At 69.0% G+C, this 23,374-nt stretch carries 18 protein-coding genes; 17 read left to right on the plus strand and 1 reads right to left on the minus strand.

Annotated features, from left to right (window positions below):
- Positions 1-151: 151 nt before the first annotated feature.
- Positions 152-1,120: an AraC family transcriptional regulator gene (locus IF46_RS0129320; protein ID WP_051724254.1), complete on the minus strand. Its 969-nt coding sequence runs from the start codon at positions 1,118-1,120 to the stop codon at positions 152-154.
- 86 nt (positions 1,121-1,206) lie between these two features.
- On the opposite strand from IF46_RS0129320, the gene IF46_RS0129325 reads away from it, so the two are divergent.
- The 17 genes from IF46_RS0129325 to chvE all read left to right on the plus strand — a co-directional run bounded on the left by IF46_RS0129325 (position 1,207) and on the right by chvE (position 23,372).
- Positions 1,207-2,175 carry an SDR family NAD(P)-dependent oxidoreductase gene (locus IF46_RS0129325; protein WP_030491641.1) on the plus strand — a complete coding sequence of 323 codons (969 nt, stop codon included), beginning with the start codon at positions 1,207-1,209 and terminating at the stop codon, positions 2,173-2,175.
- 57 nt (positions 2,176-2,232) lie between these two features.
- Positions 2,233-3,381, plus strand: coding sequence for an FUSC family protein (locus IF46_RS0129330; RefSeq protein WP_036393640.1), 1,149 nt, complete (start codon positions 2,233-2,235; stop codon positions 3,379-3,381).
- A gap of 92 nt (positions 3,382-3,473) precedes the next feature.
- Entirely contained in the window at positions 3,474-4,001 is a 528-nt protein-coding gene (locus tag IF46_RS0129335) for a histidine kinase (protein WP_030491643.1), read from the plus strand.
- 73 nt (positions 4,002-4,074) lie between these two features.
- Positions 4,075-4,917, plus strand: a complete 843-nt coding sequence (locus IF46_RS0129340; RefSeq protein ID WP_030491644.1) for a DUF4097 family beta strand repeat-containing protein — start codon at positions 4,075-4,077, stop codon at positions 4,915-4,917.
- Between the two features lie 32 nt (positions 4,918-4,949).
- A complete protein-coding gene (locus IF46_RS0129345; RefSeq protein ID WP_030491645.1) occupies positions 4,950-5,927 on the plus strand; it encodes a daunorubicin resistance protein DrrA family ABC transporter ATP-binding protein in 978 nt (325 codons plus the stop codon).
- A complete protein-coding gene (locus tag IF46_RS0129350; protein ID WP_030491646.1) occupies positions 5,924-6,712 on the plus strand; it encodes an ABC transporter permease in 789 nt (262 codons plus the stop codon). Before IF46_RS0129345 ends, IF46_RS0129350 begins: the two co-directional genes overlap by 4 nt.
- A 555-nt stretch (positions 6,713-7,267) precedes the next feature.
- The gene (gene araB, locus IF46_RS0129355) at positions 7,268-8,947 is read left to right on the plus strand and encodes a ribulokinase (protein WP_030491647.1); all 1,680 of its coding nucleotides are present in this window, start codon (positions 7,268-7,270) and stop codon (positions 8,945-8,947) included.
- On the plus strand, positions 8,944-9,636 hold the full coding sequence (locus IF46_RS0129360) for an L-ribulose-5-phosphate 4-epimerase (RefSeq protein ID WP_030491648.1): 693 nt from the start codon (positions 8,944-8,946) through the stop codon (positions 9,634-9,636). The genes araB and IF46_RS0129360 overlap by 4 nt, the downstream gene beginning before the upstream one ends.
- Positions 9,637-9,767: 131 nt before the next feature.
- A complete protein-coding gene (locus IF46_RS0129365; protein WP_420063603.1) occupies positions 9,768-10,772 on the plus strand; it encodes an ABC transporter substrate-binding protein in 1,005 nt (334 codons plus the stop codon).
- Between the two features lie 188 nt (positions 10,773-10,960).
- Positions 10,961-12,502: a sugar ABC transporter ATP-binding protein gene (locus IF46_RS0129370; protein WP_030491650.1), complete on the plus strand. Its 1,542-nt coding sequence runs from the start codon at positions 10,961-10,963 to the stop codon at positions 12,500-12,502.
- Positions 12,499-13,569, plus strand: coding sequence for an ABC transporter permease (locus tag IF46_RS0129375; protein WP_030491651.1), 1,071 nt, complete (start codon positions 12,499-12,501; stop codon positions 13,567-13,569). The genes IF46_RS0129370 and IF46_RS0129375 overlap by 4 nt, the downstream gene beginning before the upstream one ends.
- On the plus strand, positions 13,566-14,555 hold the full coding sequence (gene yjfF / locus IF46_RS0129380) for a galactofuranose ABC transporter, permease protein YjfF (protein WP_030491652.1): 990 nt from the start codon (positions 13,566-13,568) through the stop codon (positions 14,553-14,555). Before IF46_RS0129375 ends, yjfF begins: the two co-directional genes overlap by 4 nt.
- 26 nt (positions 14,556-14,581) lie before the next feature.
- Complete coding sequence (araA, locus tag IF46_RS0129385) at positions 14,582-16,084, plus strand: L-arabinose isomerase (protein ID WP_030491653.1); 1,503 nt, start codon at positions 14,582-14,584, stop codon at positions 16,082-16,084.
- A 338-nt stretch (positions 16,085-16,422) separates the two neighbouring features.
- Positions 16,423-18,543: a family 43 glycosylhydrolase gene (locus IF46_RS0129390; RefSeq protein ID WP_030491654.1), complete on the plus strand. Its 2,121-nt coding sequence runs from the start codon at positions 16,423-16,425 to the stop codon at positions 18,541-18,543.
- 413 nt (positions 18,544-18,956) lie between these two features.
- Positions 18,957-19,943, plus strand: coding sequence for a LacI family DNA-binding transcriptional regulator (locus tag IF46_RS0129395; RefSeq protein WP_198041565.1), 987 nt, complete (start codon positions 18,957-18,959; stop codon positions 19,941-19,943).
- Positions 19,944-20,262: 319 nt separating this feature from the next.
- Complete coding sequence (locus IF46_RS0129400) at positions 20,263-21,918, plus strand: glycoside hydrolase family 27 protein (protein WP_030491656.1); 1,656 nt, start codon at positions 20,263-20,265, stop codon at positions 21,916-21,918.
- Positions 21,919-22,229: 311 nt separating this feature from the next.
- The gene (gene chvE, locus IF46_RS0129405) at positions 22,230-23,372 is read left to right on the plus strand and encodes a multiple monosaccharide ABC transporter substrate-binding protein (protein ID WP_030491657.1); all 1,143 of its coding nucleotides are present in this window, start codon (positions 22,230-22,232) and stop codon (positions 23,370-23,372) included.
- Positions 23,373-23,374: the final 2 nt, after the last annotated feature.

A 23,374-nucleotide genomic window follows, 5' to 3' on the forward strand; every position in this document is an offset into this window, starting at 1 on the left:
CGCGCTGATCCATCCGACGTCCCCCCGAGGCGTCTCGCAGCCCTTGCCCCGCGGCCCAGCCCCGCCGTCGAATGCCGGGGCCGACGACTGCGATGACGGCAGAGCGCGGTCTACCCGAACCGAACGGCCTCAATCGCGGTGGGCGGGGACGCTACCGCCCCGGCGGGACCCGACCGGCAGTCGCCGTCGGTTCGCGTGCGTCGGACTGGGTGGATCTCGCCAGCTGTGTGCGGTAGGCGCGGGGCGACAGACCGGTGGCGCGTTTGAAGGCCACGCTGAGGGCGCTCTCCGAGCCGTAGCCGACGGCTTGGGCGATGGTGGCGACGGTGTCGGAACCGCGCCGGATGCGGTCCGCCGCGAGTTCGATCCGCCACCCGGTCAGATATTCCAGGGGACCCACGCCGACAACCTTCTTGAAGCGGGCCGCCAGTGTCGACCGGGAGACGGCGGCCGCCCGGGCGACCTCGTCCACCGTCCACGGATGTGCCGGTCGCGCGTGCATCGCGCGGAGCGCGGGGGCGACCACCGGGTCGGCGAGGCCGGCCAGCCAGCCGGAGGTGAGCCGGGTGTCGCGCGACAGATGCAGCCGCAGGACCCGGATCAGCAGGACGAGCGCCAGGTGCTCGGCGACGAGGTTGGAGCCGAGCCGTGTCTGTCGCAGCTCGGCGTCGATCTCACCGAGGGCCCACTGGATGGTGTCGGCCTCCGGGGTGTCGGCGGGCACGTGGATGACTGGCGGGAGGCTGTCCAGTAGGAGGCCGCGCGCCCGTTCGCCCAGGGAGAACGCGCCGCCGATGAGAAACACGTCGTCGCCGTCGCCGACGTGCGCCACGCCATCGGCGGCGGCGAAGATCGGGTACGCGGGTTCGACCGGCACATCGGGGTCGCTGAAGAGGGTGTACGCCGCTGGGCGGGTCAGCAGAAAGCAGTCCCCCTCGCCGAGATTGATCGGCTCGGCGTGGCCCTCGACCCGCAGCGAGCATCGACCGCGCCGGACGGCGTTGAACTTGGCTCCGGCCGGTGGGTCGAAACCGACGGCCCAGCGCCCGCCCCCGACCAGGCCGGCGGAGACGTGGCTCGTCGCGCCGAGTAAGGCCAGGACGTCCTCCAGCGGATCCATCACCCCACCTCTTCTGGACGCTCACGAAAGTATGAAGGACTTCAGGCTATAGGCAGTCCGAGTCGTGTGTTCGTAGCCTGGACTTCATGACAGCGAAGCCGCGCCTCATCACCCCGTTCAACGCCCGCACCACCGCCGCCGAGATCCTCGATGGTGTCGACCTAACCGGCCGCCGGGTGATCGTCACCGGGGGTGCCTCCGGCATCGGTGTCGAGACGGTGCGCGCGCTGGCCGGGGCCGGCGCCGAGGTCACCATCGCGACCCGGAATCCCCGAGCGGCCGACGGGCTCATCGCGGAGTTCGCCACGGATGCAACCCGAGGCGTGGTCCGGTCGTCCGCCCTCGATCTCGCCGACCTGGCGTCGGTCGACGCCTTCGTCGCGGCCTGGCAGGGCCCGCTCGACGTGCTGGTCGCCAACGCCGGGGTCATGGCGATCCCGTCCCGCCAGCTGACCGCCGAGGGCTGGGAGCTCCAGCTCGCGACGAACCACCTCGGCCACTTCGCGCTGGCCTGTGGGCTGCACGACAACCTGCGGGCCGCCAGGTCGGCTCGGATAGTGGTGGTCAGCTCCGGCGCACACCTGGCCGCACCGTTCGACTTCGACGACCCACAGTTCGAGCGGCGCCCGTACGACCCGTGGTCGGCCTACGGCCAGTCGAAGACCGCGGAGGTCCTGCTCGCGGTCGGCATCACCCGCCGATGGGCGAAGGACGGGATCACCGCGAACGCCCTCAACCCCGGGTACATCTTCACCAACCTTCAGCGGCACATCGACGACGACACCATGCGGGCGATGGGCGCGATGGACGAGGCGGGCAACCTCATCGAGGCGGACTACTACAAGAAGCCCGCCCAGGGCGCGTCGACCACCGTGCTGCTGGCCGGATCGCCCCTGCTCGACGGCGTCAGCGGCCGGTACTTCGACGACAACCAGGAGGCGGAGGTCGTTCCGGGTGGCCCCGATGCGACCGGCGGGGTCGCCGCCCACGCGCTGGACCCGGCCGCTGCCGACCGGCTCTGGGCGTACGCCGAGAAGGCGCTTGCCGCACGCTGAGCGTGGCCGGCCCCGGCTGGCGAGGATTGATCCGGTGGTGGCGGGGTAGGTGCCGCCATGGTCGCTGCCGGTCGGCGCGGAGCGGACGGGGGCCCTTCGACCGTCGTCCGGCTCTTCGACCGCGTACTGGCCACGTTGCGCGAACGGATCCGTCGGGTACGGACCATCGGCGGTCTCGCCCTACAGGCTGGCCTGGCCGCGGCGCTGTCCTGGTTCGTGGCGCACTCGCTGTTGCACGTGTCGCAGCCGGTCTTCGCGCCGATCTCCGCTGTCTCGACTCTCGCCGCGTCCGTCGGTCAGCGGTTGCGTCGCACCATCGAGCTGATCATCGGTGTCACCGTCGGGGTGTTGATCGGCGACCTGCTGCTCCTGGTCATCGGCACCGGGTGGTGGCAGCTCGCCCTGATCGTCGTGTTGGCGATCGTCGTCGCGTTGTTCCTCGCGGGCAGCGCGGCGGTGGTGATCCAGGCCGGTGCCACGGCGGTGCTCATCGCCACGCTCAGCCCGGCCGTCCGTGATCTGGAGATCCCCCGGTTCGTGGACGCGCTCGTCGGGGGAGGGGTGGCACTGCTGGTCACCGCAGTGCTGCTGCCGCTGAACCCGCTGCGGGTGCTCAACCGGGCCGCGCGGCCGGCATTGGATCTTCTCGTGGCCCAGCTCGATGCCACCGCCGAGGCGCTGACCGAGCGCGACGCCGCTGCGGCCCGTACCGCCCGGGGTGAGCTGCGGCAGAGCGCGGGCCGGTTGAAGGCGTTCGTCGAGGCGACCCAGGGCGCCCGGGAGGCGAGCACGCTGTCCCCGGTGTACTGGCATCAGCGGCACGGGCCGGTGGGCCGCTACGCGCAGGCGGCGGAGCCGATCGACCGGGCGATGCGCAACAGCGGCACCCTGATCCGGCGGTCGGTGACGCTGATCGAGGACGACGAACCGGTGCCGGAGGCACTGCCGAGGGCGGTGGCCGATCTCGCCGAGGCCGTCCGCCTGCTCCAGCGCCAGTTCGCCGCCGGCACCGAGCCGGATCGGGCACGGGAGCAGGCGCTGCGGGCGGTCCGGACGGCCGGGGACGCCTACCGGGACGGTGTCGGCTTCTCTGGTGCCGTCGTGGTGGCGCAGGTCCGCACCACCGTCAGCGACCTTTTGGTGGCCTCCGGACTGCGCCAGGAGGATGCGAATCACCTGGTCCGGGACGCTTTCGGTGATCTCTGAGAGCCGGTGAGCGGCGGTGGAAACCAGCGTGGTGGCATCAGCTTGAGCCATGACTGTTGCATCCTGAGCCAAAGTGGTGCCATGATGGTGCCATGGAACTGAGGTCGTACGTCGAGAACCTGCGCAACGAGTTCGCCGTAGCTGCGGAGGGCGTGGACCCGCAGGCCCGGGTGCTGGCCGAACGGCTCTTCGCGCAGTTGGAGTCGGCCACCCGTCTCACGCTGCTCGAAGCGCTCTCCGACGCGGCCGACGAGATCACCCGTGAGCTCGCACCGGGTTCGGTGCACGTGCGGTTGCGTGGGCGCGAGCCCGACTTCGTGGTGACGCCGGCCAGCCCGCCGGTCGAGGTGTCGGTCGAGGCCAGCGGCCCGCCGCCGACGCTGTCGACGCCGGTGCCCCCGCCCGAGGGTGACGAGGGCGGCACCTCGCGGATCAATCTCCGGCTCCCCGACCACCTGAAGGCCAGCGTCGAGGAGGCCGCTGGACGCGCCGGGCTCTCGGTCAACGCCTGGCTGGTGCGCGCCGTCGCCGGTGCCGTCGGGGCGGGCGAGACGGAGCGTCGTCCACCCCGCCCGACGGAGCTGCGCTCTGGCCAGCACTTCACCGGCTGGGCCCGCTAGCTCTCCGTACCCCTCTCTTCGCCACGCCGCTGACCAGCGGTGACCTTCGCCGACCACCTTTCGGGAGACCACCATGCCTATTTTCGACACACCAGAGCCGATCTCTGTCCAGCTGGAGCTGCCGGTCGGCGATGCCTGGATCGCCGCGAGCGACCGCACCGACACGGTGGTGACCGTGCGGCCCCGCGACCCGTCGAGCAAGGCCGACGTGGGCGCCGCCGAGCAGACCACCGTCGAGTACGCCGCGGGGAAACTGCTGATCCGGGTGCCGAAGAGCTGGCGCCGCTATGGGTTCGGTCCCGGTCCGTCGGTCGACGTCCTGATCGAGGTGCCGACCGGGTCGCGGCTGCACGCCGAGTCGTCCTGGGCGGCGTTCCGCGGCGAGGGCCGGCTCGGAGAGTGCCTGATCAAGACCGGGAGTGGCATCCGGCTCGACGAGACCGGCCCGCTGGACATCGACAGCAGTCACGGCGACGTCGCCGTGGAGAAGGTCATGGGTTCCGCCCGGGTGAAGGTCTCGTCCGGCAAGGTGCGCCTCGGCGCGGTCGACGGCACCGTAGAGATCAAGAATTCGTCCGGCGACTGCTGGATCGGCCGCAGCGGCGGTGCCGCCCGGATCAACACGGCCTACGGCGACATCACCGTGGACGCGTCGACGGCCTCGGTGACGGCCCGCACCGCCTACGGCAACCTCCGGCTGGGTGAGGTCGTCCGGGGGTCGGTCGACCTGCAGACCTCCTACGGCGCGATCGAGGTAGGCATCCGTCGCGGGACCGCCGCCTGGCTCGACGTCAGTTCCAAGCACGGCCGCGTGCACAACGCGCTGGAGTCGACCGACAGCCCGGCGCAGACCGACGAGACGGCCGAGGTTCGGGCGAACACCGCCTACGGCGACATCACGATCCGCCGCGCCTGACAACCCGCACGACGACCACAAATGAGGAGACCATGATCAGCTCCACGAACCCCGCGATCGTCGCCACCGGCCTGCGGAAGTCCTACGGGGACAAGGTCGTGCTGGACGGCATCGACCTGATGATCACCGAGGGCACGATCTTCGCGTTGCTCGGCCCCAACGGCGCCGGCAAGACCACCACGGTGCAGATCCTCTCCACCCTGATCAACGCCGACGGCGGCAGTGCCCGCGTCTTCGGCAACGACCTGACCCGAGCCCCCGACGCGGTACGCAGACTGATCGGCGTCACCGGCCAGTTCTCCGCCGTCGACAACCTGCTGACCGGCCGGGAGAACCTGAACCTGATGGCCGATCTGTGCCATCTGGACAGGGCGGCCGGCCGACGGCGGATCGCCGAGTTGCTCGACCAGTTCGACCTGACCGAGGCGGCGGGCAAGCCGGTGTCGACGTACTCCGGCGGCATGCGCCGGCGACTCGACCTCGCGATGACCCTGGTCGGCGAGCCCCGCGTCATCTTCCTCGACGAGCCGACCACCGGCCTCGACCCGCGTAGCCGGCGGGCCATGTGGCACATCATCCGCGCGCTCGCCGCCGAGGGCGTCACCATCCTGCTCACCACGCAGTACCTGGAGGAGGCCGACCAACTCGCCGACCGGATCGCCTTCCTCGACCATGGCCGACTGATCGCCGAGGGCACCCCGCGCGAGCTCAAGCGGCTCATCCCGGGCGGCCACGTGGTGCTGCAGTTCGCCGACCAGGAGGGGCTCGACCTGGCGGCCGGGACGTTCGAGGCCGCAACCCGGGACGACGCGGCGCTCACCCTGCAGGTGCCCAGTGACGGCGGGGTCGGGTCGCTGCGGTCCCTGCTCGACCAGCTCGAGCGCGCCTCGATCAGCGTGGCAGGGCTCTCCGTGCACACCCCCGACCTCGACGACGTCTTCCTCACCCTCACCGGTCAGCCCGACACCCGGGCCGGCCGACCCGACCACGAAAGGGCTCCCGCGCGATGAGCACCCTCTCCTTCGCCGTCCGCGACTCGAGCACCATGCTGCGGCGTAACCTCCTGCACATGCGGCGGTACCCGTCGATGACCCTCCTGCTCATCGGCGTCCCCGTCATCGTCCTGCTGCTCTTCGTCTACGTCTTCGGTGGCACGCTCGGCGCCGGCCTCGGGCCGACCGGCGACCGCGCCGACTACGCCAACTACGTCACCCCCGGCATCCTGCTCATCACGGTGGTCAGCGCGGCGCAGGGCACCGCCATCTCGGTCGCGATGGACATGACCGAGGGCATCATCGCCCGGTTTCGGACGATGGCGATCTTCCGACCGTCGGTGCTCACCGGCCACGTGCTGGGCAGCCTCATCCAGACCATGCTCAGCCTCGCGGCCGTCACCGCCGTGGCGCTGCTCGTCGGGTTCCGGCCCACCGCCAACCTGGTCGAGTGGCTCGCTGCGGGCGGCGTCCTGGCCATGATCACCTTTGCGCTCACCTGGCTGTCGGTGGCCCTCGGCCTGGTGAGCGACAGTGTCGAGACGGCGAGCAACCTCCCTATGCCGCTGATCCTCCTGCCGTTCCTCGGCAGCGGCTTCGTCCCCACCGACTCCATGCCGACCCCGGTGCGGTTGTTCGCCGACTACCAGCCCTTCACACCCGTCATGGAGACCCTTCGCGGCCTGCTCCTCGGCACCGGGATCGGCGCCAACGGGATCATCGCGGTCGCCTGGTGCGCCGTCATCAGCGTGGCCTGCTTCCTCTGGGCCAAGGCCCTGTACAACCGCAACCGGGCCGCCTGACCCGACTGGCGGGGCAGTCCGCCCGCGCGACGAAGAGCCCGCGGCTCGGCCCAGACAGGGTCGGGCCGTCGGCTCGTGAGGTGGCCGGCGCACGCTCGCCAAGACGTTGAATGTTATCGATAACACGGCAGTGGCGCCCGGCTGGGCGGCCCGCGCGTCGCCATTCGGGACGCTCGCCGGTGAGCCCGCGCGGTGCCCGGCGGCTGTTGCGCGATCTGCGCGCAGGGGCGGGGCGGCACGGCGATGTTATCGCTGCCATCGCCGCCGAGCGACACGCGGTCGTGATCGGACGGTCGATCCGCGGCGTACGGAGTGCTGGACCTGTCGCGCTGCCTGTGGACGGGTGTCCGGTCGGCAGTCACTCGGCGCGGCAGCCCGCCTCGCGTCGCCTGCCGGCCATGGCTGACGCCGGAATCGAGCGCTTTGCACCGATCCGCTAGGACCCTCCCGAGTCGGTCCGCCTGCGGTGTTCCGTTACGGAGCTGTTGCGCCTAGATGTCTTGACGAGGCTGGATGTGAGCGTTAACACTATCCCCGTTAACGGTGGAGGTGAACATGAACCGTGTGGATGGAGCTGACGACCGGTACGTCGTCGGTGTCGACTACGGCACCCTGTCCGGGCGAGCTCTGGTGGTCCGTGTCGGCGATGGTGCCGAGTTGGGGACCGCGGTGCACGAGTACGGCGATGGCGTGATCAGCACGGCGCTGCCGGGAGGTCGATCGCTACCCCCGGACTGGGCCCTGCAGAACCCGCAGGACTACCGCGACGTGCTGCGGTACGCCGTCCCGGCGGCAGTGGCCGCCGCGGGGGTTGACCCGGCGGCGGTGGTCGGCATCGGCATCGACTTCACCGCCTGCACGGTGCTGCCCACGCTCGCCGACGGCACTCCGTTGTGCGAGACGCCCGAGCTGCGCGACCGACCGCACGCCTGGGTCAAGCTGTGGAAGCACCACGCCGCGCAGCCGCACGCCGACCGGATCAACGCCCTGGCCCACGAGCGGGCCGAGCCGTGGATCGGCCGGTACGGCGGCAAGATCTCTGCCGAGTGGCAGTACGCCAAGGGCCTGCAGATCCTGGAGGAGGACCCGGAGGTCTACGACCGGGCCGAGCGCTTCATCGAGGCGGCCGACTGGATCGTCTGGCAGCTCTGCGGCGCCGAGACCCGCAACGTCTGCACGGCCGGCTACAAGGGCATCCTGCAGGACGGTCACTACCCCTCCGAGGGCTTCCTGGCCGCGCTCAACCCCGACTTCGGCGACTTCGTGTCCAAGCTGGACGGTCCGTTGCTGCCCCTCGGTGCCCGGGCCGGCGCGCTCACCGCCCAGGCCGCCGCGTGGACCGGTTTGCCGGAGGGGATCGCGGTGGCCGTCGGCAACGTCGACGCGCACGTCACCGCGGCGTCCGCGCAGGCGGTGGAGCCCGGTCGACTCGTCGCCATCATGGGCACCTCGACCTGCCACGTCGTCAACGGCGCGCAGGTCGCCGAGGTGGCCGGCATGTGCGGTGTCGTGGATGGCGGCATCAGCCCCGGTGCGTGGGGTTACGAGGCCGGGCAGAGCGGCGTCGGTGACATCTTCGGTTGGTTCGTGAAGCACGCCGCGCCGGCCGGCATCGACTCACACGTTCGCCTCACCGAACTGGCCGCGAGCCAGCCCGTCGGCGGGCACGGCCTGATCGCCCTGGACTGGTGGAACGGCAACCGTTCCCTGCTGGTCAACCACGACCTCAGCGGGATGATCGTTGGAATGACCCTGGCCACCCGGCCGCAGGACATCTACCGGGCACTGCTGGAGTCCACCGCGTACGGCACGCGGATGATCATCGAGGCGTTCGTCGACGCCGGAGTCGCGATCAACGACCTGGTGGTCGCCGGTGGTCTCACCTCCAACGCGCTGCTGATGCAGATCTACGCCGACGTGACCAAGCGACCGCTGAACATCATCGCCTCGGCGCAGGGGCCGGCGCTGGGCTCGGCGATCCACGCCGCTGTCGCCGCCGGCGAGTTCCCCTCGATCCACGAGGCGTCGCAGGCGATGGGCCGGGTGCACGAGGCCGTCTACCGACCGGATCCCGAGCGGGCGCGCGCCTACGACGCCCTGTACGCCGAATACCGGGCGTTGCACGACCACTTCGGGCGTGGCGGCAACGACGTCATGCTCCGCCTGCGAGCGATCCGCAACGCGGCGGCCGAGACCGCCGCGACGCACGAGGCCCCGTTGGAGGTTGTCGCATGAGCGCTGAGTCGCACCGACAGATCCGCGAGCTGCGCGAGACCGTAGCCCGCCTGCACGCCGAGCTGACCCGGTACAACCTGGTCGCCTGGACCTCCGGCAACGTCTCCGCGCGGGTCCCAGGTCAGGACCTCATGGTGATCAAGCCGAGCGGGGTGAGCTACGACGACCTCACCGCGGACACGATGGTGGTGTGTGACCTCGACGGCGTTCTCGTCGAGGGCGACTTCGCCCCGTCCAGCGACACCGCGGCCCACGCCTACGTCTATCGGGCCATGCCCGAGGTCGGTGGGGTCGTGCACACGCACAGCTCATACGCGACCGCCTGGGCCGCGTGTGGGGAGTCCATCCCCTGTCACCTCACCGCGCAGGCCGACGAGTTCGGCGGGGAGATCCCGATCGGCCCGTTCGCCCTGATCGGTGGCGACGACATCGGCAAGGGCATCGTCGCCACGCTCTCCGGGCACCGCTCACCCGCGGTGCTTATGCAGAACCACGGTGTCTTCACCATCGGCCGGGACGCCCGCGCGGCGGTGAAGGCCGCGGTCATGTGTGAGGACGTGGCGCGTACGGCGCACCTGGCCCGCGCGCTCGGGCAGCCGGTGCCGATGGCACAGGCGGACATCGACGCTCTTTATGACCGTTACCAGAACGTCTACGGTCAACAACCAGTCCCACCGGCGGGTTCCTGACCGCTTGCCGGCCATGCCGGAACCCGTCGGTCTGCACCACCGAAGTAGCAGCACGCACCACCCGCGTATGCCGCTTTCTGCACCTCGGCGGTCTGGCGCGGTTACCCACCACACCGAGCCAAGGAGATCTGATGAGAAAGATGCGATCGCACTCCGCTTCGTGGCGCGCTGCCGCGGCCCTCGCCAGCGTGTTGCTCGTCGGTAGCGTGGCGGCCTGCGGTAACAGCGACACCGGCGGCGGCGGCACCAAGGACGACGGCAAGATCACGATGGGCTTCTCCCAGGTCGGTGCGGAGAGCGGGTGGCGTACCGCGAACACCATCTCGATCAAGGAGGCCGCCACGGCCGCCGGGATCGAGCTGAAGTTCGACGACGCGCAGCAGAAGCAGGAAAACCAGATCAAGGCGATCCGTAACTACATCCAGCAGAAGGTCGACGTGATCGCCTTCTCGCCGGTGGTCGAGTCCGGGTGGGACACCGTGCTCAAGGAGGCCAAGGACGCCAAGATCCCGGTCATCCTGACCGACCGCTCGGTCGACTCGGCCGACAAGTCGCTGTACAAGACCTTCCTCGGCTCGGACTTCGTCAAGGAGGGCCGGCTCGCGGGTGAGTGGCTGGTCGAGCAGAAGAAGACCGCCTCGGGGCCGGTGAACATCGTCGAGCTGCAGGGCAGCACCGGCGCGGCGCCGGCGAACGACCGTAAGAAGGGCTTCGGTGAGGCGATCGCCGCCAACCCGAACCTGAAGGTCATCGCCTCGCAGACGGGCGACTTCACCCGGGCCGGCGGTAAGCAGGTCATGGAGCAGTTCCTCAAGGCCAACAAGCAGATCGACGTGCTGTTCGCGCACAACGACGACATGGGCCTGGGTGCTCTCGAGGCGATCACCGCGGCTGGCAAGGTGCCGGGCAAGGACATCACCATCATCACGATCGACGCCGTCAAGGACGGCATGCAGGCGCTCGCCGACGGGAAGTTCAACTTCATCGCGGAGTGCAGCCCGCTGCTCGGCCCGCAGCTGATGGACCTGGCCAAGAAGGTCAAGGCCGGCCAGGAGGTGCCTGCTCGGATCGAGACCGAGGAGACCACCTTCACCCAGGCGCAGGCCAAGGAAGCTCTGCCCAACCGTAAGTACTGATCGACGACGGGGTCGCCGCGCTAGCGTGGCGGCCCCGCCGCGTCGCCTCCATACCCGCAACGGACCGGGCTTGGCCCGCGACCACCCCCGTAGCACGCCCGCCCGAGCGACCCCCAGGGACGACCGGGCGGGCGCTGCGGGCGCGTAGCGGCCTCTCCGTGTCGACAACCCAGAAGAGGTCTGATGGGATGACGGATAGCCGTCCGGTCCTGACGATGACCGGGATCAGCAAGTCCTTCCCCGGGGTGCGCGCACTCCACAACGTCAACTTCCAGCTCTTTCCCGGCGAGGTGCACGCCCTGATGGGCGAGAACGGTGCCGGCAAGTCGACCCTCATCAAGGTGCTGACCGGTGTCTACGACACCGACGAGGGCACGATCACCCTCGACGGCGAGCCTGCCTCCTTCACCGGGCCGATGCAGGCGAACGCCGCCGGGGTGAGCACCGTCTACCAGGAAGTCAACCTCTGCACCAACCTCTCGGTGGCAGAGAACATCTTCATCGGCCGGGAACCTCGGCTCCTCGGCGCCGTCCGCTGGGGTGAGGTCCGCCGCCGCGCCCGCGCCCTGCTGGCCCGCCTCGACCTCGACCTCGACGTCAGCGCGCCGCTCGGCTCGTACTCCCTGGCGATCCAGCAGATGGTCGCCATCGCTCGCGCGATCGACATCAAGGCCCGGGTGCTGATCCTGGACGAGCCGACGTCGAGCCTCGACGCCGGCGAGGTGGCGCAGCTGTTCCGCATCATGCGGCAACTGCGCGACGAGGGCATCGCCATCCTGTTCGTGACCCACTTCCTCGACCAGGTCTACGAGATCGCCGACCGGATCACCGTGCTGCGCAACGGCGGGCTCGTCGGTGAGTACCAGACCGCTGAGCTGCCTCAGCTCTCTCTGGTCGAGAAGATGATCGGCAAGGAGCTCGATGTCCTGGAGGGCATCGAGGAGCACTCCCGACGGGACCTGGCCGCGCTGGAGGAGGGCACCCCCCTGGTGGCGGTGTCGAACTTCGGTCGGGCCGGCGCGGTCGCGCCGTTCAGCCTCACCATCCACGCCGGCGAGGTGGTGGGCCTGGCCGGCCTGCTGGGCTCGGGGCGTACCGAGGTCGCCCGGTTGTTGTTCGGCGCCGACCGGACCGACGGTGGTCAGGTCGCGATCGACGGCACGGCGAGCAGCCTGCGCACCCCCGCCCAGGCCATCGACCACGGCGTGGGTTTCTGTTCGGAGAACCGCCGCGCGGAGGGCATCGTCGCCGACCTGTCGGTCCGCGAGAACATGATCCTGGCCATGCAGGCGGCCCGCGGCTGGCTGCGGCCCATTCCGCGTCGCCGCCAGGACGAGCTGGTCGACAAGTACGTCAAGGCGCTCAACATCCGGCCCGCGAACCCGGAGGTGCCGGTACGCAACCTCTCCGGCGGCAACCAGCAGAAGGTGCTGCTGGCCCGGTGGCTGATCACCGAGCCACGACTGCTGATCCTCGACGAGCCGACCCGGGGCATCGACATCGGCGCGAAGACCGAGATCCAGAAGCTCGTGGCGCAGCTCTCCGACGGGGGCATGGCGGTGCTGTTCATCTCCGCCGAGTTGGAGGAGGTGCTGCGCCTCAGCCACAAGGTGGCCGTGATGCGCGACCGGCAGATGGTCGCGCAGCTCGCCAACGACGACAGCCTCGACGCCGACCGCATCATGCAGACCATCGCCAGCGGATCCCACCGGGAGGAGGCAGACCGATGAACGACACCATGAGCCGTTACCGGACGATGACCGGTCACCGGCTGTTCTGGCCCGCCGCCGTGCTGTTCGTCATGCTCGCCGCGAACACGATCTACCGGCCCGGGTTCCTGTCCATCGAGCTCAAGGACGGGCACCTGTACGGCACGCCGATCGACATCCTGCGGTTGAGCGCGCCGCTGATCCTCGTCGCGCTGGGCATGACCCTGGTCATCTCGACCGGCGGCATCGACCTGTCGGTCGGCTCGCTCTGCGCGATCAGCGGCGCGATCGCCTGCATGTACATCAGCAAGCAGCCCGACCAGAACAGCGTTGGCGTGGTGGTGACCGCTCTCGCGATGGCGATGGGGGTCTCGCTCGTGCTCGGCGCCTGGAACGGGGTGCTGGTGGCCGTGATCGGTATTCAACCGATCATCGCCACCCTGATCCTGATGGTCGCCGGTCGGGGTCTCGCCCAGCTGATCACCGAGGGCCAGATCATCACCATCAACTCCGAGCCGTACCGGGCGATCGGCCTGGGTCATGCGCTGACCCTGCCGCTGGCCATCTTCATCGCGCTCGCCGCGGCCCTGCTCGTCGCCGCGTTCACCCGGCGCACCGCGCTCGGCATGATCATCGAATCGGTGGGTGGCAACGCCACGGCCAGCCGGCTCGCCGGCATCCGGTCCGGCCGGGTCATCTTCCTGGCGTACGTGATCAGCGCCGCGTGCGCCGCGGTCGCCGGCTTCATGATGACGGCCAACGTCTCCAGCGCCGACGGCAACGCCGCCGGTCTCTGGGTGGAGCTGGACGCGATCCTCGCGGTCGTCATCGGCGGTACGTCCCTCGCGGGCGGCCGGTTCTTCCTCAGCGGCACGATCATCGGTGCGCTGATCATCCAGACCCTGACCACCACGGTGTACGCCATGGACATCTCACCGCAGACGTCGTTGCTGTTCAAAGCGGTCGTCGTCATCGCCGTCTGCCTCATCCAGGCACCGGCCTTCCGGGCCCGGTTCAGCCGCCGTAGGCGCCACGCTCCGCCGCCCGCCGCCATTGCCGACAAGCCGAAGGAGCAGGTGCCGGCATGACCACTGGAACGCTTACCGCCGGTCGTGCCCGGTTCCGGCTGCCGAGAAAGCAGATACCGGTCCTGGCGACGCTCGCCCTGCTGCTGGTGATGTACGGCATCGGCGTCTCGCAGTACACCGCGTTCTCCAACGTGCAGGTCATCTTCAACGTCTTCATCGACAACGGCTTCCTGCTCGTCGTCGCGGTGGGGATGACCTTCGTGATCCTCACCGGCGGCATCGACCTGTCGGTCGGGTCGGTCGTCGCCATGACGGCGATGGTGTCGGCCGCGCTGCTCAAAGACGGTATGCCGGCGGCGCTGGTGCTGGTGATCGCCCTGCTCATCGGCCCGACGCTCGGCCTGGTGATGGGCTGCATCATCCACTTCTTCGAGATCCAGCCGTTCATCGTCACGCTCGCCGGGATGTTCTTCGCCCGGGGCATGTGCACGTTCATCTCCGGCGCGTCGATCCCGATCACCGACGGGTTCTGGACCTCGATGTCGCAGGAACGGATCGGCAACCCCCAGGGCAACTTCGTGTCGATCAGCGTGCTGATCGCCTTCGCCGTGGTCGTCGTGGCCGCGTACACGCTGGCCTACACCCGGCTGGGCCGCAACGTGTACGCCATCGGCGGCAACCCGCAGTCGGCGCTGCTGATGGGCCTGCCGGTGGCGCGGACCCGGATCGCCGTCTACACGATCAGTGGTCTGTGCTCGGCCATCGGCGGGATCCTGCTCTCCTTCTACACTCTCTCCGGCGCGCCGCTGATCGCTGTGGGGATGGAGTTGGACGTCATCGCCGCCGTCGTCATCGGTGGCACGGTGCTCACCGGCGGCGCGGGTTACGTCTTCGGCACGGTGCTCGGCGTCCTGGTCCTGGGCGTGATCCAGACCCTCATCACCTTCGACGGGAGCCTCAACTCCTGGTGGACCAAGATCGTGATTGGCGGTCTGCTCTTCGCGTTCATCCTCCTGCAGCGCCTCATCGGAATTCGTTACAAGTGACCGCCCCTCTCGCGGAAGGCAACCCCATGGCACCACACACAGCACCCGAGATCTGGTTCCTCACCGGCAGCCAAGGCATGTACGGCGAGGAGACGCTCCGCCAGGTGGCCGAGCAGTCCCGTCAGATCGCGGCCGCGCTCGACGACTCACCGCAGATTCCCGCCCGCGTGGTCTGGAAGCCCGTCCTGACCAACAGCGGCGAGATCCTGCAGGTCTGCCGGGATGCCGCCGCTCAGGGCGCTATCGGGGTCATCGCCTGGATGCACACGTTCTCGCCGGCCAAGATGTGGATCTCCGGTCTGGACGCGTTGCAGACGCCGCTGCTGCACCTGCACACCCAGGCCAACGTTCTGCTGCCGTGGAACGACATCGACATGGACTTCATGAACCTGAACCAGGCCGCCCACGGCGACCGCGAGTTCGGGTACATCCAGACGCGTCTCGGCGTGGCCCGCAAGACGGTGGCCGGGCACGTCAGCGACCCGCGGGTGACCACTCGGGTCGGGGCGTGGGCGCGTGCCGCGCTGGGCTGGTCGGCGATGCGGTCGCTGCGCCTGGCCCGTTTCGGTGACAACATGCGCGACGTCGCGGTGACCGAGGGCGACAAGGTCGAGGCGGAGCTGCGCTTCGGGGTCTCGGTCAACACCTACGGCGTCAACGACCTGGTCGAGGTGGTCGGCGAGGTCACCGACGCGCAGGTGGACGACCTGGTCAAGGAGTACGAGGACACCTACCGCATCGTCGGCGAGCTGCTGCCCGGGGGTGAGCGGCACGATTCGCTGCGGTACGCCGCACGCCTGGAGCTGGGCATGCGCGCCTTCCTGGACGCGGGCGGGTTCCGGGCCTTCACCACCAACTTCGAGGACCTCGGCGGGCTGCGCCAGCTGCCGGGCATCGCCGTGCAGCGGCTGATGGCGGACGGCTACGGCTTCGGCGGCGAGGGCGACTGGAAGACCTCGGTCCTGGTCCGCACCCTCAAGGCCATGTCGGTGGGCGTGAGCGGCGGCACGTCGTTCATGGAGGACTACACCTACGACCTCACCCCGGGCAACGAGCTGGTGCTCGGCGCCCACATGCTGGAGGTCTGCCCGACCATCGCCTCCGACGTGCCCAACGTGGAGATCCACCCGCTGAGCATCGGTGGGCGGGAGGACCCGATCCGGCTGGTGTTCGACGCCGCGCCCGGTCCGGCGGTGGTGCTCGGGCTGGCCGACATGGGGGAGCGCTTCCGGCTCGTGGCCAACGAGATCGACGTGGTGTCCCCGCCGCAACCGCTGCGCCGGCTGCCGGTCGCCCGTGCCGTCTGGCGTCCGCGTCCCGACCTGCCGGTCTCGGCCGAGGCGTGGATCACCGCCGGGGCTCCGCACCACACGGTGCTGTCGCAGGCGGTGGGTGTGGAGGAGCTGCACGACCTGGCGGAGATGAGCCGTACCGAGCTGGTCGTCATCGACGCTGACACGCAGCCCCGCCGTTTCGCCGACGAGATCCGCTGGAACCAGGCCTACTACCGGCTGGCTCGCGGCTTCTGATTCGCGCTGCCGGAGCGCCCTGGAAACGGGTGGTCCATCCCTGCCTGCGGGCCGGGGTGGGCCACCCGTTCGCGTGCGCGCCAGCAGGGCCACGAGGCGGTTGTGTTACGCCTTGACTAACAGCATGTTATCGCTCACAGTTTATAACCAAGATGGTCGATGTCGTTGGCTGGTCCGGCCACGCGCGCGTCCTACCCTGCGGTTTCGGCATCTCGTCAGCGCAGCGGTCGGGCGATCGGTGTTAGCGATCACATGGCCGGGCCTGGTCAGCTCGGTGCCCCGCCCGGTGCCGCGGACGCCGGCCCAGACCGCACGGTTCGCGTCAGCAGAGGAGGATCATGCTTTCCATCGGTCGGGTTCCCCGGGGTGCGCCACGACGGCGCGGGTGGCTGTCGAGACTCGCCGTCGCCGCGATGGTGCTGGTGGTCGGTGGCGCGGCTGCGGCGGTGGCCGCGGCGCCCGCGTCAGCGGCAACGGTCGACACCAGCGCCTGGTACGTGTTGGTGAACCGCAACAGTGGCAAGGCATTGGACGTGTACAACCTGGCCACGAACGACGGCGCGCGGATCACCCAGTGGACGCGCAACAACGGCAATCAGCAGCAGTGGCAGTTCGTGGACTCCGGAAGCGGCTACTACCGGCTCAAGTCGAGGTTGTCGGGCAAGGTGCTGGACGTCTCCGGCTTCTCGACCGCCAACGGCGCCAGCATCGTGCAGTGGGCCGACAACAACGGCACCAACCAGCAGTTCCGGTTGGCCGACTCGGACGGCGGTTACGTCCGGCTGATCAACCGCAACAGCAACAAGGTGATGGAGGTGCAGAGCGCCTCGACCGCCGACGGTGGAAACATCGTGCAGTACGACGACTGGAACGGCACCAACCAGCAGTGGCAGCTCGTTCGCGTCGATGGCGGAGGTAACCCCACGACGCCGCCGCCCACCACGCCGCCCCCGTCGAACGGCACGTACTCGAACCCGGTCGTCTGGCAGGACTTCGCCGACGTCGACATCATTCGGGTGGACAACGCCTACTACATGTCGGCGTCCACCATGCACTACTCGCCGGGCGCTCCGGTGCTGCGCTCGTACGACCTGGTCAACTGGGAGTTCGCCGGGCACTCCGTGCCCAAGCTCGACTTCGGGTCGAAGTACGACATGAGCGGTGGCAACGCGTACGTCGACGGGATCTGGGCGTCGACGTTGAACTACCGGCCGAGCAACCGGACGTACTACTGGGCCGGGTGCATCGACTTCGCGCAGACCCACATCTACACCGCGTCCGCCGTCGACGGCGCCTGGAGCAAGCACGCCACCATCCCCAACTGCTACTACGACGCCGGCCTGCTGTTCGACGACAACGACACCCCGTACATCGCGTACGGCAACGGCACCATCAGCGTCGCCCAGCTCTCCGCCGACGGGAAGTCCCAGGTCCGCGCCCAGCAGGTCTACACCACGCCGTCGAGCATCGGAACGCTTGAGGGCGCCCGCTTCTACAAGCGCAATGGCGCCTACTACATCTGGCTCACCCGCCCGGCCAACGGCCAGTACGTGCTGAAGTCGACGAACGGCCCGTTCGGCCCGTACGAGCAGCGTCAGGTGCTACTCAACCTGCCCGGCCCGATCTCCGGCGGCGGTGTGCCGCACCAGGGTGGGCTGGTGCAGACCCAGAACGGCGACTGGTACTACATGTCCTTCGTCGACGCGTACCCCGGTGGTCGGATGCCGGCGATGGCGCCGATCACCTGGACCGGCGACGGCTGGCCGGTGCTGCAGACGGTCAACGGCACGTGGGGCTCCTCGTACCCGAAGCCGAACCTGCCCGCGCCGCCCCGGGCGGTCAAGCCGCTCACCGGCACCGACACGTTCGCCGGCACCACCCTCGGCCCGCAGTGGGAGTGGAACCACAACCCGGACAACAGCAAGTGGTCGGTCAACAACGGGCTGAACCTGCAGGCCGCCACCGTCACCGGCGACCTGTACAAGGCGCGCAACACGCTGACCCACCGCATCCAGGGCCCCACCTCGACCGCGACAATCGAGTTGGACTACTCCACGATGCGCGACGGTGACCGCACCGGCCTGGCGGTGCTGCGCAACTCGTCGGCCTGGATCGGAGTGCGACGGGACAACGGATCCACGCGGCTGGTCATGCAGAACGGCCTGACGATGGACGGCAGCTGGAACACCACAAGCACCGGCAGCGAGGTGGCGAGCACCGCCGTCTCCGGTGGCCGGATCTGGTTGCGTGCCAACGCAGACATCAGACCCGGATCCGGCCGGCAGGCCCGATTCTCGTACAGCACCGACGGGGTCAACTTCACCTCGTTCGGCAATGCCCTGACGCTGGCGAACAACTGGCAGTTCTTCATGGGCTACCGATTCGCCATCTTCAACCACGCGACACAGGCGCTCGGTGGCGCGGTCACCGTGCGGCGGTTCGATCTGACCACGCCGTGACACCAGTCACACCACGATCGGTCTGACCGGTGGCGCCGGCAACGCGTGTCCGCCGGCACGCCGAGTCCGCGCCACCGCGTCAGGTCCTCACCGGCCTGCTCCACGCTCTGTTCAGGAGCGCAGGGCAGGCCGGTGTGGCACGGCGGGCCGGGACCGACACCGGATGGACTGCGTACTCCTGGTGGGCGGCGCGCTGTGCGGCTCCGACGCGTCGCGCAGTCCCCGCACAGCCATGCCGTGTCCGAGGCCGTTGCTGGCGTAGACTGTCGGCGATCCAGCGCTGGTCACCTGGGATTCAGCACCGGCGTGGTGACTGAGCGAGGGGGATCGGGCCGGTCCGCTCCAGTCGACGTCGACAGGCTGCGGGCCGGCGATGTAGCGGGGGGAGTGAAATGGCCGTCCACGGTCCCGCGATGACGGACGTTGCTCGTCTCGCCGGTGTCTCCCATCAGACGGTGTCGCGGGTGCTCAACGGGCACCCCAACGTCCGTGAGCAGACCCGGCTTCGGGTGCGGGCGGCGATCGCCGAACTCGGCTACCGCCCCAATGGCGCGGCACGCGCCCTGGTGACCGGTCGATCACAGGTCATCGGCGTGGTCGCGCAGAACACGACGCTCTACGGCCCGGCCTCGTTGCTGGCCGCGTTGGAGCAGACCGCCGCCGAAGAGGGCTTCGCGGTGAGTGTCGGCAGCGTACGCAACCTGGACCACCGTTCCATCTCGGCGGCCGTGGAGCGGCACCTGTCGCACCGGGTCGCCGGCATCGTGGTCATCGCCCCGGTCGAGTCGGCCGGTGAGGCGCTGGAACGCCTACCCAAGGATGTCCCGCTGGTCACGGTCGACGGTGACCCGAGCCGGCCGGTGCCGCTGGTGACGGTGGACCAGGTGGCGGGCGCCCGGGCGGCGACGCAACACCTGCTCGATGCCGGGCACCGCACGGTCTGGCACGTCTCCGGGCCATCGGACTGGTTCGACAGCGTCGGTCGGATCGACGGTTGGCGGCAGGCGCTGCTGGCCGCTGGGCTGGATCCGCCTCCGCTGATGCCGGGGGACTGGTCTGCGGCGTCCGGTTACCGGTGTGGGCAGATGTTGGCGCGGATGCCGGAGGTAACGGCCGTCTTCACCGCCAACGACCATCTGGCGCTGGGCGTGCTGCGAGCGTTGCACGAGTTTGGCCGGCGGGTGCCGGACGAGATCAGCGTGGTCGGCTTCGACGACGTGCCGGAGGCGGCGTACTTCATTCCGCCGCTGACCACCGTCCGACCGGACTTCGACGCGGTGGCGCGGGCGAGCCTGCAGATGCTGCTGTCCCAGATCGAGTCGGGCACCGGCGGGGCGCTGCGGCAGACCGTCGCCCCGACCCTGGTCGCCCGCGAGAGTGTCGCCCCACCGCGTCGCTGACGGCCGGCCCAACCAGAGGGCGTGGGGGGAGGGCCTTAGCCCCGCCGCAGCTCTGCGCCGAGCGGTGTGTGACGCCTCTGGCGGGCGCCAGCCTGCGCTATTTCTCGGCTCCGGTGGTGATAAGACGCTACTCGATGGGCGCTCTGTTGCCCGCTATCGATGCCCAGCAATGTGGATGACGCGAAGGTATTGAACCTCATGAAATGTCGCCGTAACATGATGGGCGTCTCTGTTAACGCTAACAAAAATTGGCGTCCAACTATCGGCGCACCGATCAAAGATCGTATCCAGGGTCGGGCGCCACCGACAAGGAGGCTCGATGAACCGCAGCACCCGAGGTCGACGCTGGGGAAGCGTACTGGCGGCCGGCCTACTGCTCGCCGGCACCCTGGTCGCCCTTCGCGCCCCTGCGGCGCAGGCACTTGACAACGGAGTGGCGCGCACTCCCCCCATGGGTTGGAATTCGTGGAACTCGTTCGGCTGCAACATCAACGAGGCGCTGATCCGGCAGACCGCGGACGCGATCGTCAGCAGCGGAATGCGGGATCTGGGCTACAACTACGTCGTGGTCGACGACTGCTGGTTCAACCCCAACCGGGACAGCTCCGGCAACATCCAGGGCGACCCCAGCCGGTTCCCCAGCGGAATGAAGGCGCTCGGTGACTACCTGCACGCCCGCAACCTTAAGTTCGGCATCTACCAGGTGCCGGTCGACAAGACCTGCGCGCAGTACTTCGGCGCCTACCCTGGCGCCACCGGCAGCCGGGGCCACGAGGTGCAGGACGCGCGCCAGTTCGCCGCCTGGGGCGTCGACTTCCTCAAGTACGACTGGTGCTCGCCGGAGGGCAGCATCAACGACCAGGTGACCACCTTCGCCAAGATGCGTGACGCGCTGGCCGCCACCGGCCGACCGATCGTCTACAGCATCAACCCCAACAGCATCCACGCCAAGACCGGCCCGCAGCGCAACTGGGGCGACGTGGCCAACATGTGGCGAACCACCGAGGACATCACCAACGCGTGGGACACCGGCCAGAGCAACGGCTACCCGATGGGCATCCAGAACATCATCAACGTGACCGTTCCGCTGGCGTCCTACGCGAGGCCGGGTGGGTTCAACGATCCCGACATGATGGAGGTCGGTCGCGGTGGCATGAACGACACGGAGATGCGCAGCCACTTCGCGATGTGGGCGATCATGGCGTCTCCGCTGATCGCCGGCAACGACGTACGGAACATGAACGCCGCGACGCAGACCATCCTCAAGAACGCCAACCTGATCGCGATCAACCAGGACTCGCTCGGGTTGCAGGGTGCGCAGGTGTCCTTCGACGGCACGCGTCGGGTGCTGGCCAAGCGGCTCGCCAACGGCGACGTTGCCGTCGCCCTGTTCAACCAGGGTGGCTCGACGACGACGATCTCGACCACGGCGGCGGCGATCGGCAAGTCCGGCTCGTCGTTCACGCTTGTGGACGCGTGGACCGGTGGCACCAGCTCCAGCAGCGGGACCATCAGCGCCAGCGTCCCCGCGCACGGCACGGTGGTGTACCGGGTCAGCGGTGGCGGCACGACTCCTCCGACGACCCCGCCGCCGACCACGTCGGGCGCCTTCGCCAGCGCCGCCTCCGGCCGCTGCCTGGACGTCCCGAACAGCAACACGGCCAACGGCACCCAGCCGGTCATCTGGGACTGCAACGGCGCCGCCAACCAGAACTGGACCGTCAACGGTCAGACTCTGCAGGCTCTCGGCAAGTGCCTGGACGCTCCCCTCAACGCCACGGCCGGCGCCAAGGTGCAGATCTGGGACTGCAACGGTGGGACCAACCAGCAGTGGACCGTCAACGCCAACGGCACGATCAGTGGCACGCAGTCGGGGCTCTGCCTGGACGTCAACGCCAACGGCACGGCCAACGGCACCACGGTGATCCTCTGGACCTGCACCGCGGCGGCGAACCAGCGGTGGTCGCGGCGGTAGCCGATCGGGTTCGCCGACCGCTCAGGTCACGGCGACCCACCTGATCCGTGGTCGAGCTGGTGCCCGTGGACGACACTCGTCGTCCGCGGGCATCGGTCTGTGCGGGGGCACCGACGCGCGCGCAGAGTCGCCGCGTCGTACCCTTTCGGCGGATCGACCGGATGGCTACGCTCGCCTGGATGCTCCGTTACGAGACCGTGACACCCGTATTTCGGATCAGGTGTTGACGCAGTCTATGTGAGCGCTAACACTACCCGAAAGATGACAGTTGGCCCCGGCAGTCGGCGGGGGAGTCCAGAGAGGAGAAGCCCGTGGGCAGGAAATTCCTGGTTGCTCTCGGCGGCGCGGCACTGGCGCTGAGTTTGGCGGCGTGCAGTGGCGGGGGTGCTGGCAGCGGTGAGAAGACCGGCAGCGAGAAGCCCAGCGAATTGACCATCGGTGTGTCGATGCCGACCCAGACCTCGGAGCGGTGGATCGCCGACGGCAACGCGGTCAAGTCGAAGCTCGAGGCCAAGGGTTACAAGGTCGACCTCCAGTACGCGGGCGACGACATCCCCACGCAGTCGCAGCAGGTCGACCAGATGATCACCCAGGGCGCGGATGTCCTGGTCCTCGCGGCGATCGACGGCACCGCGCTCAGCAGCCAGCTGCAGGCTGCCGCAGCCGCCAAGATCCCGGTCATCTCCTACGACCGGCTGATCCGTGGCAGCAAGGACGTCGACTTCTACGTCAGCTTCGACAACTACAAGGTTGGCGTCGCCCAGGGCACCGCGCTGCTCGTCGGCCTCGGCCTGCTGAACAAGGACGGCTCGAAGGGCACGGCCAAGGGGCCGCTGAACGTCGAGCTGTTCGCGGGGTCGCTGGATGACAACAACACCCAGTACTTCTTCAGCGGCGCGATGGACACGCTGAAGCCGTTCATCGAGAACGGCACGCTTGTCGTCAAGTCCAAGCAGACCACCCCCGAGCAGGTAGCCACCCTGCGGTGGCAGCAGGAGACCGCGCAGAAGCGGATGGAGAACCTGCTCACCTCCAGCTACAACGACGGCTCGAAGGTCGACGGGGTGCTCTCGCCGTACGACGGCATCTCCCGCGGCATCATCACCGCCCTGCAGAACGCCGGCTACGGCAAGGGCGCGAAGAAGCTCCCGGTGGTGACCGGCCAGGACGCGGAGATCGCCTCGATCAAGCTGATCAACGACGGCGTGCAGAGCTCCACGGTCTTCAAGGACACCCGACTGCTGGCCGAGCAGGCCGTCAACGCCGCCGAGGCGTTCCTGCAGAAGAAGCAGCCGCAGGCCAACGACACCCAGACCTACAACAACGGTGTCAAGGTCGTCCCGGCGTACCTGCTGCCGATCGCGACCGTCTACAAGGACGACATCAAGGCGACGCTGATCGACTCCGGCTACTGGACGGCGGAAGAGGTCGCCGCCGGTCAGGCCAAGAAGTAAGC

Origin of the sequence: Micromonospora chokoriensis, assembly GCF_000718555.1 — a bacterium.
GTDB lineage: Bacteria > Actinomycetota > Actinomycetes > Mycobacteriales > Micromonosporaceae > Micromonospora > Micromonospora chokoriensis_B.